This is a genomic window from Mesobacillus foraminis (assembly GCF_004340465.1).
Classification (GTDB): domain Bacteria; phylum Bacillota; class Bacilli; order Bacillales; family Cytobacillaceae; genus Mesobacillus_B; species Mesobacillus_B foraminis.
The window spans coordinates 332,805-346,891 of record NZ_SLVV01000004.1; the positions used below are offsets into that span (position 1 = coordinate 332,805).

Genomic DNA, 14,087 nt, shown 5'->3' on the forward strand with positions numbered 1-14,087 from the left:
TCCTGTTGCTCCCGTTGCCCCGGTTGCTCCAGTTTCTCCGGTAGATCCTGTTGGCCCGGTTGCTCCGGTTGGTCCTGTTGCTCCAGTTTCTCCCGTTGCCCCGGTTGCTCCCGTCGCTCCAGTTTCTCCCGTTACCCCGGTTGGCCCGGTTGCTCCGGTTGCTCCAGTTTCTCCCGTGGCTCCAGTTGGCCCGGTTACTCCTGTTTCTCCCGTTGCCCCGGTCGCTCCAGTTTCTCCCGTTACCCCGGTTGGCCCGGTTGCTCCGGTTGCTCCAGTTTCTCCCGTTGGCCCGGTTGGACCCGTTGCTCCGGTTGGCCCAGTTGTTCCCGTTGGTCCTGTCGCTCCGGTTGGTCCGCTTGCTCCGTTGGCCCGGTTGCTCCTGTTTCTCCCGGTGCCCCGGTTGGTCCTGTTTCTCCCGTTGCTCCAGTTTCTCCCGTTGCTCCTGTTTCTCCCGTTGCTCCTGTTGGACCTGTTGCTCCGGTTGACCCGGTCGCTCCAGTTGCTCCAGTTTCTCCTGTTGCACCGGTTGGCCCGGTTGCTCCTGTTTCTCCCGTTGCTCCAGTTTCTCCCGTTGCCCCGGTTGGTCCGGTTGCTCCGGTTGCTCCTGTTGGTCCCGTGGCTCCCGTTGCTCCTCTTGCACCTGTTGGACCTGTCGCTCCGGTTGCCCCGGTTGCTCCTGTTGCTCCCGTTGCTCCAGTTTCTCCCGTTGGACCAGTTGCTCCTATTTCTCCCGGTGCCCCGGTTGGTCCCGTTGCTCCTATTTCTCCCGGTGCCCCGGTTGGTCCCGTTACTCCAGTTTCTCCTGTAGCTCCTGTTGCTCCTGTTGCTCCTGTTGGCCCAGTCGCTCCAGTTTCTCCCGGTGCCCCTGTTGCTCCTGTTGGCCCGGTTGGTCCGGTTGGTCCGGTTCCTCCAGTTTCTCCAGTGACACCTGTTGGTCCGGTTGCTCCGGTTTCTCCAGTTGCCCCGGTTGGTCCGGTTAGTCCTGTTGCTCCCGTTGCCCCGGTTGCTCCAGTTTCTCCGGTAGGTCCTGTTGGCCCGGTTGGTCCGGTTGGTCCAGTTGCTCCAGTTTCTCCCGTGGCTCCAGTTGCTCCAGTTGCTCCGGTTGCTCCGGTTGCTCCTGTTGCTCCTGTTGGCCCGGTTGGTCCGGTTGCTCCCGTTGCTCCTCTTGCACCTGTTGGTCCGGTTGCTCCGGTTGCCCCGGTTTCTCCCGTTGCCCCGGTTTCTCCCGTTGCCCCGGTTGCTCCCGTTGCTCCTGTTGGACCTGTTACTCCGGTTTCTCCTGTTGCTCCGGTTGCCCCAGTTGCTCCAGTTTCTCCCGTTGCCCCGGTTGGACCCGTTGCTCCGGTTAGTCCGGTTGCTCCAGTTTCTCCTATTGCACCTGTTGGCCCGGTCGCTCCTGTTGCTCCAGTTTCTCCCGTTGCACCGGTTGGCCCGGTTGCTCCGGTTTCTCCGGTTGGTCCTGTTGCTCCAGTTTCTCCCGTTGCCCCGGTTGCTCCCGTTGCCCCGGTTGCTCCCGTCGCTCCTGTTTCTCCCGTTACCCCGGTTGGCCCGGTTGCTCCGGTTGCCCCGGTTGGTCCGGTTGGTCCTGTCGCTCCGGTTGCCCCGGTTGCTCCGGTTGCTCCTGTTGGTCCCGTTGCTCCTGTTTCTCCTGTTACTCCAGTTTCTCCCGTGGCTCCTGTTGGCCCGGTTGCTCCTGTTTCTCCTGTTTCTCCAGTTGGTCCCGTTGATCCTGTTTCTCCTGTTACCCCAGTTTCTCCCGTGGCTCCTGTTGGCCCGGTTGCTCCTGTTTCTCCTGTTGCCCCGGTCGCTCCGGTTGATCCTGTTTCTCCCGTTGCTCCTGTTTCTCCTGTTTCTCCCGTTGCCCCGTTTGGTCCCGTTGCTCCGGTTGGTCCTGTCGTTCCAGTTGGTCCGCTCGGCCCGATTGATCCTGCTGGCCCAATTGGTCCTGTTGCCCCAGTAGGTCCGCGTGGTCCAGGCGGCCCTGTAGGACCTCTTAGATGAGTCACCTCTCCCACAAGTTCAAAGACATTCTCCAATATGTCTTCAATTACGATAAAAATAAACCTAAACATCTCAAGTAAGGTGTCACCCCCCTTAAAAGTAACCTTATAAACAAGCTATTCAGTACACAAAAAAAGAGTGAGCAAATTGGTTGTCAATTTACTCGCTCTTTTCCTTAAGGGTATTAAAGAATTCCTTGTTGTACAGTACTTTTGGATCATTTGGTAAAGACTGCGCTGCCAAGTCATTGTGACGAACTGATTCTTCAATGTTTCCGAGCCCCCATTGGCAAACAACCAGCTGCAAATGGGGATACCAGGTATGATAAGCTGGTTCATAAAAGGAAGGATCCTCTATATATCTTTTAAACTCGGTCGCAGTCTTAAACCAAAATGCAGCTGCTTGGAGTTTCCCTTTCTCCAGCAGGCAATCACCGATCATACACGCAGTTTTGGGCCGTGGCTCCGTAATTTCCAGGCATGATAACAAGGAACGCAACCTTTCCTCCTGTTTTCCAAGCTGCCCATAACAAAAGCTCATGTACTCGTAGGCTTTAATTTGGTCCTCAATCCAGCCATCCTCGCAAACCAGGAATGATTCATATTGAGAAATTGATTCTTCATACTTCTGATGCTCCCGCAGCTCATTCGCATAATAAAAAAGATCCCTGGGTGTGAAAATTTCACCCCGTTCCAGCCTTTTCTGATAAATATCAAGATTCCGCGTAGATTTGACGGCAAATTCACTTTTAACTGATCCTATATGACTGACACCAATATCGGAGTAAACTGTTTTTCCGTAAACCTCCAAATATTCATGAACAGGCCCAATCCATTTATATCCCCTGCTCCGTTTGACAAATCTGTTCCTTCGATATTGAAAAGCAGGATTCCCCTGGGGATCAAAAGCCATAGTAGTGTACATGGAGACGATATCCACGGATGGATCCAAAGTTTCTTTCAAATGCTTAAATTTTAACTGTTCTGATTCAGGAAGAAGATCATCTGCATCCATGAAAAATATATATTCTTTCGTTGCCTTTGAAAACGCGTAATTCCTTGCCTTGGAAAAATCATCGCACCACTCAAAAAAATACACCTTATCGGTATAGTTTCGTGCAATGTTCACCGTTTCGTCCTCTGACCCTGTATCCACAATAACGATTTCATCAACTAGTTCACAAACAGATTGCAGGCATCGCTCCAAAACCTCTTCCTCATTTCTTACAATCATGCATAAACTGACAGAAACCATATAACCACCTCAAATTCCAACTTCTGATTTTAAGGTATGAATGCGTCTCTATTTTGTCACTATTCAAATTGGGAACGCCCTTTCTTCCTTTAAAGAATGGACACTTGATTGACAAGAAGGGCTAATTTTTTATAAAATTAGGTTGTGCACAATTTAATTTTACATGAAGGGGTTTGCTAATTGAACGCAGAAGAATTTTTAAAGCTCGAAAATCAGTTATGTTTTGCTATATATGCGTGTTCAAGAGAAATTACGCGATTGTACCGTCCAATATTGGATGATCTTGAGCTTACATATCCGCAGTTTTTAACTCTGGCTGTTTTATGGGAGCATCAGCGACTCACGGTTAAGGAAATTAGCCAACATTTGCAGTTGGACAGCGGCACCCTGACGCCGATGCTCAAGAGGATGGAGGCCATGGGTGTTTTAGAGCGCAAAAGGGCCAGTGAAGATGAGCGGAAAGTGTATATTGAACTGACGAATAAAGGGATCCATCTAAAAAAGAAAGCTATTCAGCTTCCAGAGAAATGCATTCCTCATTTTGGGCTTTCAGAACATCAATATAAAGAATTACTAGCCAGCATGCAGCAGTTGATTGAGAATCTTCAACAAGTGACAAGATTAACCTAAGAGGTGAATTAAATGGATGTCTTGCTTCAAAGACCCTTCCAGGAGGGCCAGACTTTCAGAGAAGTAATTGAGAATAAGAAAACCCTGGTTGTATTCGTCCGGCATCCTGGCTGACCGGTTTGCCGGGAAATGCTTACGCAGTTGCGTGAGAGATATCAGGTATTAATGGACACAGGGTTTCAGGTGGTCGTCATCACGCCGTCGATAGGTTTATTTTTAGAAAAGTTCGTGCTTGCCTTTGGCCCTTTCCCATTCCCGATCTATGGAGACCCAAAACGAGAACTATATCAGCAGTTGGGCCATAACACGATGAGCAAATGGAAGCTCCTCTACAAAGCCGGGAAGACCTTCATCACCCAGGGCCCAGGTAAATTTCTTCCCGATGACATAGAACAGAAGCAGCTCGTTCAAGAAGCAATGAAAACACATGATATTTTCATTCAAGGCGGTGCATGGTTATTTGATGATAACGGGAAAATCATCTGGAACCATATAGATTCGTCCCCAGAGGATCATGCCACTATCGATGAACTCCTTTCTGTCATGAAACGACTTTCCATGTCTAGCTAATACGTTTAGGCGCCAAATATATAATTTCATTTTCCACAAAGAAAAGGATCAGGACTCCTAACAGTCCATGATCCTCTTTCTGTTTAGCTTGCAATTCATTGTTTTAAAACGCAATATATCAAAAGATTTTACAATATTACCTCGATCGATTTCTTTTTTTATATGCCTATGTTTAATTTGTAACAATAACTTTGGTTCATTCTGGATTTACTTCTTCACACAATTTAATACTTCACAAAAGTTGTAATTCCACGGTGTGAAAGATAAATCCGGTGACTAAGTTCTTCAACCCATCTCCTCGGGTTCAATTTGTACAAACCATAAATGGTGGAAAAGTAATTTCAGTCATTATTTTGGCTCCTCGGTGGAAGATCTCCTTTTTCTATTTTTGATTTGGCTAATCACTAAAAGAAGGAATGGAATGATGATCATAAATGCTGGGAATATGAAAAAAAGACCCGCATAACGTCCTTCATATAAATGCTCTGAATAGCTGCTGGCAATTGTAACCGACATAAATAATGCAATGAGTCCCATTGGATACACCAGATTTGAGGGCTTTTTCACTTTAAAAAGAACGGCGGCCCCCGCAATTGCCCCATATAAATAGATACTGGCTTTGAAAAAGATTCCGATTACCATCGCCATCATAAAAAAAACATCCAGGCGTTCCAAAAACTCGGCGACTTGAATAGTCTGTACCGTTGATAAAAGCGGAAACTGTGATCGGGACGTCAGATCGACTCCAAGCACACTAATGTTCATGATCATGACAATGGCAATGTTGATTCCACTTAATGTCAGTGCAAAAAAACTGGTCAGTTTGGCTTTCCTTGGATTCGCCAGATATGGGAGAAGCATAGAAAACACAATTGCTTCACCGAAAGGGAAGAAGATGGTTTCTGTAAAACCCACTTTCAGCACCGGCAGGATTCCCGCTTCCAAAACTGGTTTCAGGTTATTGATGTCGATCAGCCCGGAAAAAATGATAAGGACAAACCCCATAAAAGCGAGAATGTACATCATTATAAAAAAAATTTCACCCGTTCTCGCCAGGACTTCAATTCCTTTTCGTAGGGCATATACGATAACAAGTACGAATAGCCCGTTTACAATAAACAGCGGAGTCTCAATATAAGCAAAGGTCAGGAGCATTTCCCCAAAGTCGCGCAGATCCCTTGAGGACAGGTAGACAAAAAACAGAATATACATGAAGCCTAAGGTACGTCCTAAAAATTTCCCTAAAATTTTCTGCATGTACTCTGTGGGGACCAAGTCCGGGTAGGAATGGAACAGCCGATATTGCATCCAGAAAACTACAATCCCGCCAGCCCAGCCGAAAAGAATAGCAAGCCATGCATCCTGCTTGGCGTCAATGGCGAGCGGAACCAGGATCGCGCTTCCCAGCTCAAATAACAGCATGAGAACAAACAGTTGATATGCGCTAATTTTTGCTTTTTCCACGAGACCCTGTCACGCCCTTCTATTCCTGATTGAGCGGGCAAAAAATGAAGTTTTCCCGACTTTAACTAAAAATTGCTTCTATTACTAAGTTTGCACTATCATTGTTGAATAGCCGAAAAACATTAGATAGTAGTGTTATCTTTTATGTGCCTCCTTAGTGTTGCCTTTTTCCCTAAATTACAAAAGCTTTTTTTAAAGGTATCAGATCAACACCCTCTAGCACTTTTGTAGGCCTGGAAACAGGGGGGCGAAAAGACTCACAGACCATTTACCATCATTTTCTAAAAATCATACTAAACTTTTAAAATGCACCCTTTTGTTTATTTTTAGTAAGAACCTTTAAGAAAATTGATGATTTCACGGTTTATTTCTACTAAATGTGTTTCAGAAGGAAAGTGTCCCATATCATAAGCTTTAAACGCTGCTAAGTTCGGAATGACTTCTTTAGCGACGTTCCTTACTCTATTTTCAGGAAAAAAGAGATCCTTTTCCCCCGCTATCACCATCGTGGGCGCGGTGTAGTGTGCCAATTCTTCTCTCTTGGTTAATTTAGGCATATCTTGTTCGAGTCGGATGTATTTAAATACATCGCCGATTATCCTTTTATCTATTTCTTTCATGGTATTATTCGACATATTGCCAGTGATTTTATCTAGATATTTCTGTGATGAGGTTCTATTAAATAGGAGCAAAGGAAGCAGGATCTCTTTCATCATTCTCATTTTGGAACCCAGTGTGATTCCTGCGGGCGATACTAATACGGCACAATCAATTTTTTCCGGCATAAATGATGCCAGCCTTAAAATAATACCTCCGCCATAGGACGGACCTATAAATGAACAATGTTCAATATTAAAATGATCCATCAGTTCATTGATCCATTGAGCAAAGCTCTTATCCTTCGCTGATATTCTATTATCGTCGCTGAATCCAGGATGGCCGATGGTATCTGGCGCATAAATTCTGTAATGTTCGATAATCGGCAAAAACCACGACAAAGTCATTGGATTAATACAATTGCCACCCTGAAGGATAAAAATAGGCTTCCCGGCCTTTGGGCCTGCTGCAAGCACGTGGGTTTTGCCAAAGCTTGTTTCAACATAGAATCTTTCAATATCAAATTCCAATGATTTTAAATAATTCTCGTAGTGCTGTGTAATCAGCCTTTTTCCTTCGCTACTTTTATATATTGTCTTCTTTCCCATAATCCTGCCCCTTCCCTTGCTGCGGTTTTAGGTGCGTTTACCAATGAATTCCTTTTTCTAAATCTATCATATACAAAATTTAGCTATATAAATATAAAAAGCTGCCAATGGCAGCTGATTCCCCGTATATCACATCAAGGTTGATACACTAGTTAGTTGGCTTCATGTTCCGGGCTGTGAATATGTTTTTGGTAGAAGTGGGCATTAGCCACACCCATATATGGAACCAGCCAGAGAAATCCTATTCCAAAAGAGAGAATGCACAGTAAACCCCAGCCTAAGAAGCTCAAGTTCAGAAGGAAAAAGTCCATTTTAAACTCTTTCATTCTTTCTTGACTTTCCCGGATTGCTTGCAGTGCAGTAAATTCCGGGTGGTCTTTCAGAAGGAGATAAGCTTGGGAGTACCCAGTTCCTTTCACGATTCCAGGAATAATCAATAGAAGACCCCACAGCAGAGAAAAGACAACAGTAAGGACACTAGTCCATATCAGTTTCCAGGCCATGCTGGTTGTATAGACAGAGAAAAGTTGACTTGTCTTCCAATGCTCATTCCTTGCAAGAGAAAGATAATACCAATAGGAAGCGGCCGTAATTGGAAAGAGGAAAAGGGTAATGACGGAATTTATCATATCAGCCTTTACCGGAACATGATCCTGTTCAAGCCATTTCCAGAAGCCCCCGCTTATATAAATTTCGATTCCAGTAGGAATAAGGTAAAAAAAGAAGGCCAGAATGATACTTACCCAGAATGCTTGTCCCCATTTGCCTCTTAAGCTGTGTAAAGCAGAGTATTTAATGTCTCCAATAATCATGGTGTCCCCCAGGTTTTTTATGTAATTTTTTGTCCTAATTATTTTCGAAGGCACTTTACTTCGGCTGTCTGCTTGATAAACTCGATCATTTGTCTGTTCGATATAGATACCATCCTCCCCATCCACTTATTATGGCAATCGGCACTAACCAGAGATTTCGGCTAATATCTCCTTCTTTAAGAAAATGGATATTAAAAGCATGTCCCAGTCCAAAAATGACACCAATCGAAAGCAAACCAAAAAATAATCGAATAAAATAGTCTTTGATGTAGTTTTTCATATATAATCCTTTCCCGCTGGTGGGCTTACTTGACTAAGAATAAGTAAGGTCACTAAATCATCTCATTCCCAAAAGAACCTGAGCTTCTTTCGAAATGATTTTAATTAAGTTCTCTTTGTTTAAGTTTAAAGGTTTATCTCCATATTGATATTCTCTTTTTTCCTTCTGGGTAGTTCCCGTTACTGTCTTTCATTGTAGCGCAAAATGGACTGCATTAATATACAATACTATACAATTCTGTTATTATTTAATGGGTGATGATATTGAAACTATTAACGCGATCGTTTATTTTCTCTTTTCTTACTAATATAGTATTCATTGTTGCAAAACTACTATAGGCAGTGATTATAACGGCAATTTTTCTATACGGACCTATTGAAGAATTTGAGGGAGAAGATGTTTCCGTTCTTAGCAGTGAGGTAGCCATAGGGGGAGACATTTTTACTCCCTTCCTTTACGAATTCATTTTGGGATTTGTTGTTGTGTCACTCGTGTTTTTATTAGGCTATAAACTGAAGTTGATCAAGTAAATTGGAGGGAAGTAAAGAGATTTTACTTCCCTTGATCTTTTCAATAATTTGACCCAATGCGCAGAGCGTCCCTAATCTGTATCCCCCCTTTAATTCCCCCCTATCCATGGGACTGTTCCCACAAAAAGCACCCAAAAGCATAATAAGAAAATCCCTGGTATTATAGAAATGATCAAATTGCGGAGGTTTGTTTTAGAATGATTAAAAAAATTGCTACGGTCGCAGTGTATGTAGAAGACCAACAAAAGGCAAAAACGTTTTGGTCAGAAAAAGTCGGGTTTGACGTAGTTGCCAATCACCCCATGGGACCAAATGCCTTCTGGCTTGAAGTAGCTCCCAAAGGTGCAGACAGCTGTTTAGTCATTTACCCTAAATCGATGATGAAGGGTTCGGAAAATCTGAAGGCATCCATCGTATTTCAGTGTGATGACATTAGAAGTACATATGAACAGCTTAAAGCGAATGGTGTTGAGTTTGCAGGTGAGCCTCAAGAAATGCCGTGGGGCACCTTTGTGCAGTTTAAAGATGAAGATGGAAATGAGTTTTTATTGAAACAGTAGCAGCCAGGGGCAGGTTCACAGTTATGGGAGCCTGTCTTATTTGCAGAAAAAAAGGTGTACCACAAAAATGCAGTACAACCTTTCTGTAAGATACCGGTTCTAAATAACCATTTCTATTATTTTATTGATATACTCCTCGTTTTCTCTTATATTGACTTTTCGACTTAGAGATTGATTCAGCCGCAGGAACTCCGCCGCCACCCTTGCCATGGTCTCCATAATTTCATGAGAATTCCGACTGGATTCCCAGCTTTCTAAAAGTGTTAATTGCCCGGCCTTCAGCTTGCTTCGTTTGCCCTCGATTTTGGACCAACCTCCATATGGGCTGTCCAAATGCTGTTCCATTTCCATATACCATCCATAAACGACCAGCCACCGCACTCGATCCATATTCGATAAGGCATAATACATTTCATCCCTCATAACGGCCCGGTATGTTTCGTGTATAAAAGCCAGTACTTTATTTCTCCATGCCTCGACTTCCTCCGGCGAAGGACTGTAAACCAGATGGGAGGATTCCTTCAACACCTTGCTGAGGATATGATGGGGATCATACAGAACCTTGTTTCCTTTTAACCAGATGGAGGGTGTAACTTCTTCAGGTGAGTGATACCAGCTGTCAACCTTAACAAAGCAATCATAATGGGTCACTATCCAGGGAGTATACAGCTGGGATTCTTCGAAGAGCACTTTTCCCCATTTCTTTGCCCGATTGCTTTCATCTTAGATAAAGCCTTCTATCTTTTCGGGGTTTACGACAGTATGCAGATCAATATCAGAGTATACATCAGCATTCCCTCTCGCCAGTGAACCTGCCAGATAAATGGCCAGAACATCAGGGTCTGCGGTTAAATCTTGCAGAGCCTTTTCTAAAAGACGATCACGATGTTTTGGTAAAGATTGATCTCTTTCCATGTATTTACTTACGAATCCCGCACACTATTGACCAGCTCCTTGTTTTAGAGAATCTTAAACATCAATTATTCTACTAACAAATAAGAAATCCTTTTTAGCCATGGGGATTAAGTAAAAAACTCCTGAATGAGTTTTTGCTTTAAATCGCAACTTTAAAATATATATCCATTGCCATTGATCAATCCGAAATATAAGTGCTGATTTGCGACATATCATATTTCTTACTATTAATCCCTTTTATAACAATCCATTAAAGGCCTAGCATCGTATCTTATTTAGCACCCGGGTATAGAGCTCACTTGCTTTTGCACCCAAAGAATGGGTACTAAAAAAGGAAGTTAAACAGAAATAAAAATGCGGCAAACAATTCGTATAAGTTCCAATTTCTCTCAAAATTTTATATAATATTATATAACGTATTATTACATGAAGTGGGGAATATAATATGAAACTTAACACAGAAAGTTCTTTGCCTCTTTATTTGCAGCTTAAGCAGAATATCAAAGATGGAATCCAAAACGGACAATACCTCCCCGGCAGTAAATTGCCAAATGAATCGGACCTTTGCGAAATTTATGGGATCAGCAGAATAACGGTAAGAAGAGCGATCTCTGAGCTGGCGGATGAGGGCTTCCTGGAGCGGAAACAAGGGAAAGGAACGTTTGTCAAAAGAAGCAAAATGGCCCGTGAGTTAATTAATGTCAATGGATTTACAGATTTCAGCAAACAGCTTGGCAAAAACCCTTCAAAGAAAACCATTGTCTGTGAAGAAGCGAAAGCAGACAAGGAGATTGCCGAGTCTCTTCAAATACCGGCCGGTTCACCCGTATTAAAACTTTGCAGGGTCATGTACATTGATCAGGAGCCTTTTTTAATTGATTTGGCCCATTATTCGCTTGAACGCTTTCCAAATCTGCTTGAGAGAATTCATGAGCACTCTTCCTCCTATCAGGTGCTTGAGAACATCTACAACATCGACATTAAGAACAGTACAAGCAAAAAAGTGATAACTGCGATCCAGGCTAACCATGAAGATTCCGAACACCTGGATTGCGAAATAGGCGAAACCCTCTTTAATATATATAAAACCGTGTATGATAAAGATCAGGTTCCCATTCACACTTCGAATTTCAAGGTTCCGGCTTCTCTTGTGGCTTTTACCATAACGACATAAAAAAAGAATGGTTACGATCCAGAAACTGGACGTAAACCATTCTTTTTTTAAGGTATTAATTGCTTTCCATAACCAAATGCCCCATGAACCTCACAGGTTCTTGCTGCGCGGTCGGCAGCCATTCTCAATGATTCTTTAACGGGAAATTGTTGAAGATAATTCGTAAGGAATGCCGCAATAAAGGAATCCCCTGCCCCCAGAGTATCAACGACATTGGCTTCCACAATACCCTGTGTAAACACCTCGCTTTTAATCGAGGCACTCACACCTTCCCCCCCTCTGGTGACAAGAACGAATGGTGTTCCGAGGGAGTGTATCCTCAGAAACAATTCATCAATTTCCTCAGGAGATAAATGACTTCCAGATAAAAAAGCAAACGTTAGATGGGGGCATACCTTCCCCAGGATTTCATCCGTAAAGTGGTTTGAAAAGTCGTATGAAAGCGGAATCATTTTTTTGAGTGTTGGCAATTCATCATCCAGGGAGCTGTAAATGCTGGTATGAAGGATATCAAATCCTCCTATATAATGATAATCATCTTCCGTAAGCTTTAATTTTAAACGAGATTGGATCCCGCCTTTATTGGATGAGATAAAAACACGGTCTCCATCATCATTCAGATCCACATAGGCTTTCCCACTTTCGCCTACTGCCCTTCTGATTTTGCTGATGTCAATCTCCATTGCCTTCAGCGTATCAACAATGTGGTCTCCCTCCGTGTCATTTCCTACAATTCCAATGAACGCCGTTTTCTCTGCCCCTGATTGTTTGGATAGGACCGCTACATTCAAAGCATTTCCACCTGGGAACATTTCGTTCCGGTCTTTATAAATATCAACAACATTATCTCCAATTGCTATAAGCTTCATCGTAAACACATCCTTTTTTTATCCTTTGACGCTGCCGGAAGCAAGGCCGCGAACAAAATATTTTTGCATGCACAGGAACAGCATGATGATCGGCAACGCCGAAATCATCAATCCGGCCATCAGGACTCCCCAGTTGGTAGCCAAAGCATCCCTAAATTGCATAAGGCCCGCTGGAATTGTTTTCAAGGCATCCGAGTCGACAAAGATCAGTGCGAACATAAATTCATTCCAGGTAAAATAAGCGGTCAGCACCACTGATGTCATCATAATGGGTATGTTCATCGGAACAAAGATTTTGGTGAAAATGGTCCAGGAATTGCATCCATCCAGGTAGGCTGCTTCCTCAAGTTCTTTTGATACCTCAAGGAAAGAAGCCCTTATGAGTAAAATCGTGATTGGGATCCGGTAGGCCACATACGGCAGGATCATCGCCCAATAGGTATCATGGATTCCCATCGACTGAATTAGTTTGTATAAAGGTACGAGGCTGACCTGCGGGGAAAGCATCATCCCTCCCATGCAGAACACAAGCAGAAATTTCTTGGCTTTAAAATCAAACCGGGCCAAGCCATAGGCACCCAGTGCACTGATCAGGACTGTAAGGAAACAGGTGATGGATGTAACCAGCAGACTATTAACAAAATAGCCGGAAATTCCTGTATTCCATGCTTCCACATAATTGGACCACATCCATTCCTTTGGAAGCGCCCAGCTATTAGTGAAAATTTCCTCTGTAGATTTGAAAGAACTGACCACCATCCAGAACAGAGGATAAGCGATGGCGATAAAATAGATCAATAATATCGTATAAATGGGAGTGCCGCCAATAAGATTTCTCCGGCTCGTCCTTTTTTTCGAAACAGGCAGCGCCTGAAAGGGAACGGCTGCTTTGCTGGTTTCCATATTATCCATCCTCTCCAGATTTGAATAATCTTAGCTGGATCAGTGAAAAGATCAGGCTAAGCACCAGAATGACAGTCGCGACAGCTGATGCATATCCCATTTGATCCTTAAAGAAGGCCGAGTTGTATAAAAGCGTTCCCAGCACTTCACTGGCATTCCCCGGTCCGCCGCCCGTCAGTATATACGGTTCATTGAAGACGGTAAAGGCGCCGGTCAAAGTGATCAGGGAGGCGACAAAAAACATTTCTCTTACCTGCGTGACAGTAACGGACAAGAACTTGCGGATACGCCCTGCCCCATCCATTTCAGCCGCTTCATACAATTCTCTTGGAATATTTTGAATGGAAACGATGAAAAGCATCATGATATAGCCAATGCTTTGCCATTGTGAGACCGCAATGACGGCAAATATCGCCGTTTCTGACTCTCCCAGCCATGCCCTCGCATGCTCCTCCATACCAATTAAACTTAAGAAACCGTTCAAGATTCCGATATCCGGGTTATAAATAAAGGTAAACAGCAAGGCTATGACGGTAATCGAAATCACAACGGGAATAAAAAAGATCGTTCGGAACATCGAGCTGACCAGCCTGGTGATCGGATCTTCCAGAATGGCAGCAAGGATCAGCCCGCCCATTACCTGGCATAAAATCGAGATGACCGCATACCAGATATTATTTTTTAAGGCTATATAGAAAACTTCATCTTTAAAAAGATTAAGGAAATTTTCGAATCCAATGTACGTTTTTTCTGGTGAAAAAGCTGAAAATTCATAGAAACTGAACCTTAAATTTTCCACAATAGGATAATAGACAAAGAGCAGCATAAACAAGATACACGGTGCAATATAGAGATAGGGCAGCCATTTTTTTGTATGCAGCAACGTAAGTTCCCCCCTTTTTAGGAAAAAGGTGGCGAAT

The 14,087-nt window shown here is 43.7% G+C and carries 15 protein-coding genes; 4 read left to right on the forward strand and 11 right to left on the reverse strand.

Annotated elements, in window-relative coordinates; genetic code table 11:
• Positions 1-239: 239 nt before the first annotated feature.
• Both EV146_RS27520 and EV146_RS08425 read right to left on the reverse strand, forming a co-directional pair.
• Positions 240-2,072: a collagen-like domain-containing protein gene (locus EV146_RS27520; RefSeq protein ID WP_181215966.1), complete on the reverse strand. Its 1,833-nt coding sequence runs from the start codon at positions 2,070-2,072 to the stop codon at positions 240-242.
• Positions 2,073-2,160: 88 nt separating this feature from the next.
• Complete coding sequence (locus tag EV146_RS08425) at positions 2,161-3,255, reverse strand: glycosyltransferase (RefSeq protein WP_132004574.1); 1,095 nt, start codon at positions 3,253-3,255, stop codon at positions 2,161-2,163.
• Positions 3,256-3,435: 180 nt separating this feature from the next.
• On the opposite strand from EV146_RS08425, the gene EV146_RS08430 reads away from it, so the two are divergent.
• Complete coding sequence (locus tag EV146_RS08430; RefSeq protein ID WP_132004577.1) at positions 3,436-3,885, forward strand: MarR family winged helix-turn-helix transcriptional regulator; 450 nt, start codon at positions 3,436-3,438, stop codon at positions 3,883-3,885.
• Positions 3,886-4,014: 129 nt separating this feature from the next.
• Positions 4,015-4,455, forward strand: coding sequence for a peroxiredoxin-like family protein (locus tag EV146_RS08435; RefSeq protein WP_132004580.1), 441 nt, complete (start codon positions 4,015-4,017; stop codon positions 4,453-4,455).
• Positions 4,456-4,803: 348 nt separating this feature from the next.
• On the opposite strand, the gene EV146_RS08440 is transcribed toward EV146_RS08435, so the two are convergent.
• The 4 genes from EV146_RS08440 to EV146_RS08455 all read right to left on the reverse strand — a co-directional run bounded on the left by EV146_RS08440 (position 4,804) and on the right by EV146_RS08455 (position 8,216).
• Positions 4,804-5,919, reverse strand: coding sequence for a GerAB/ArcD/ProY family transporter (locus EV146_RS08440; protein ID WP_132004583.1), 1,116 nt, complete (start codon positions 5,917-5,919; stop codon positions 4,804-4,806).
• A gap of 326 nt (positions 5,920-6,245) precedes the next feature.
• Positions 6,246-7,046 carry an alpha/beta fold hydrolase gene (locus EV146_RS08445; protein ID WP_241993862.1) on the reverse strand — a complete coding sequence of 267 codons (801 nt, stop codon included), beginning with the start codon at positions 7,044-7,046 and terminating at the stop codon, positions 6,246-6,248.
• Positions 7,047-7,276: 230 nt separating this feature from the next.
• On the reverse strand, positions 7,277-7,936 hold the full coding sequence (locus tag EV146_RS08450; protein ID WP_132004589.1) for a DUF975 family protein: 660 nt from the start codon (positions 7,934-7,936) through the stop codon (positions 7,277-7,279).
• An 85-nt stretch (positions 7,937-8,021) separates the two neighbouring features.
• Positions 8,022-8,216 (reverse strand): hypothetical protein, encoded by a 195-nt coding sequence (locus EV146_RS08455; RefSeq protein WP_132004592.1) that lies wholly within the window; start codon positions 8,214-8,216, stop codon positions 8,022-8,024.
• 727 nt (positions 8,217-8,943) lie between these two features.
• On the opposite strand from EV146_RS08455, the gene EV146_RS08460 reads away from it, so the two are divergent.
• Positions 8,944-9,306 carry a VOC family protein gene (locus tag EV146_RS08460; RefSeq protein ID WP_132004595.1) on the forward strand — a complete coding sequence of 121 codons (363 nt, stop codon included), beginning with the start codon at positions 8,944-8,946 and terminating at the stop codon, positions 9,304-9,306.
• A gap of 99 nt (positions 9,307-9,405) precedes the next feature.
• Here the strand turns inward: EV146_RS08460 and EV146_RS08465 are convergent, their stop codons facing one another.
• Together EV146_RS08465 and EV146_RS27855 are read right to left on the reverse strand one after the other, a co-directional pair.
• A complete protein-coding gene (locus tag EV146_RS08465; RefSeq protein ID WP_241993863.1) occupies positions 9,406-9,957 on the reverse strand; it encodes an aminoglycoside 6-adenylyltransferase in 552 nt (183 codons plus the stop codon).
• Positions 9,958-10,029: 72 nt separating this feature from the next.
• Positions 10,030-10,221, reverse strand: a complete 192-nt coding sequence (locus tag EV146_RS27855; RefSeq protein ID WP_241993864.1) for a nucleotidyltransferase domain-containing protein — start codon at positions 10,219-10,221, stop codon at positions 10,030-10,032.
• Between the two features lie 445 nt (positions 10,222-10,666).
• On the opposite strand from EV146_RS27855, the gene EV146_RS08470 reads away from it, so the two are divergent.
• Positions 10,667-11,395, forward strand: coding sequence for a GntR family transcriptional regulator (locus EV146_RS08470; RefSeq protein WP_132004597.1), 729 nt, complete (start codon positions 10,667-10,669; stop codon positions 11,393-11,395).
• Between the two features lie 47 nt (positions 11,396-11,442).
• Here the strand turns inward: EV146_RS08470 and EV146_RS08475 are convergent, their stop codons facing one another.
• The 3 genes from EV146_RS08475 to EV146_RS08485 are packed head-to-tail and all read right to left on the reverse strand — an operon-like array spanning position 11,443 to position 14,050.
• A complete protein-coding gene (locus EV146_RS08475; protein WP_132004600.1) occupies positions 11,443-12,264 on the reverse strand; it encodes a PfkB family carbohydrate kinase in 822 nt (273 codons plus the stop codon).
• 18 nt (positions 12,265-12,282) lie between these two features.
• A complete protein-coding gene (locus EV146_RS08480; protein WP_132004603.1) occupies positions 12,283-13,167 on the reverse strand; it encodes a carbohydrate ABC transporter permease in 885 nt (294 codons plus the stop codon).
• 1 nt (position 13,168) lies between these two features.
• On the reverse strand, positions 13,169-14,050 hold the full coding sequence (locus EV146_RS08485; protein ID WP_132004606.1) for a carbohydrate ABC transporter permease: 882 nt from the start codon (positions 14,048-14,050) through the stop codon (positions 13,169-13,171).
• Positions 14,051-14,087 lie beyond the last annotated feature (37 nt).

What these genes read in the sequence shown, in the direction of transcription:
- EV146_RS08450 (WP_132004589.1), bottom strand. Translation starts at nt 7,936, where the DNA reads ATGATTATTGGAGACATTAAATACTCTGCTTTACACAGCTTAAGAGGC.
- EV146_RS08455 (WP_132004592.1), bottom strand. Translation starts at nt 8,216, where the DNA reads ATGAAAAACTACATCAAAGACTATTTTATTCGATTATTTTTTGGTTTG.
- EV146_RS08460 (WP_132004595.1), top strand. Translation starts at nt 8,944, where the DNA reads ATGATTAAAAAAATTGCTACGGTCGCAGTGTATGTAGAAGACCAACAA.
- EV146_RS08470 (WP_132004597.1), top strand. Translation starts at nt 10,667, where the DNA reads ATGAAACTTAACACAGAAAGTTCTTTGCCTCTTTATTTGCAGCTTAAG.
- EV146_RS08425 (WP_132004574.1), bottom strand. Translation starts at nt 3,255, where the DNA reads ATGGTTTCTGTCAGTTTATGCATGATTGTAAGAAATGAGGAAGAGGTT.
- EV146_RS27855 (WP_241993864.1), bottom strand. Translation starts at nt 10,221, where the DNA reads ATGGAAAGAGATCAATCTTTACCAAAACATCGTGATCGTCTTTTAGAA.
- EV146_RS08475 (WP_132004600.1), bottom strand. Translation starts at nt 12,264, where the DNA reads ATGAAGCTTATAGCAATTGGAGATAATGTTGTTGATATTTATAAAGAC.
- EV146_RS27520 (WP_181215966.1), bottom strand. Translation starts at nt 2,072, where the DNA reads ATGTTTAGGTTTATTTTTATCGTAATTGAAGACATATTGGAGAATGTC.
- EV146_RS08480 (WP_132004603.1), bottom strand. Translation starts at nt 13,167, where the DNA reads ATGGAAACCAGCAAAGCAGCCGTTCCCTTTCAGGCGCTGCCTGTTTCG.
- EV146_RS08435 (WP_132004580.1), top strand. Translation starts at nt 4,015, where the DNA reads ATGCTTACGCAGTTGCGTGAGAGATATCAGGTATTAATGGACACAGGG.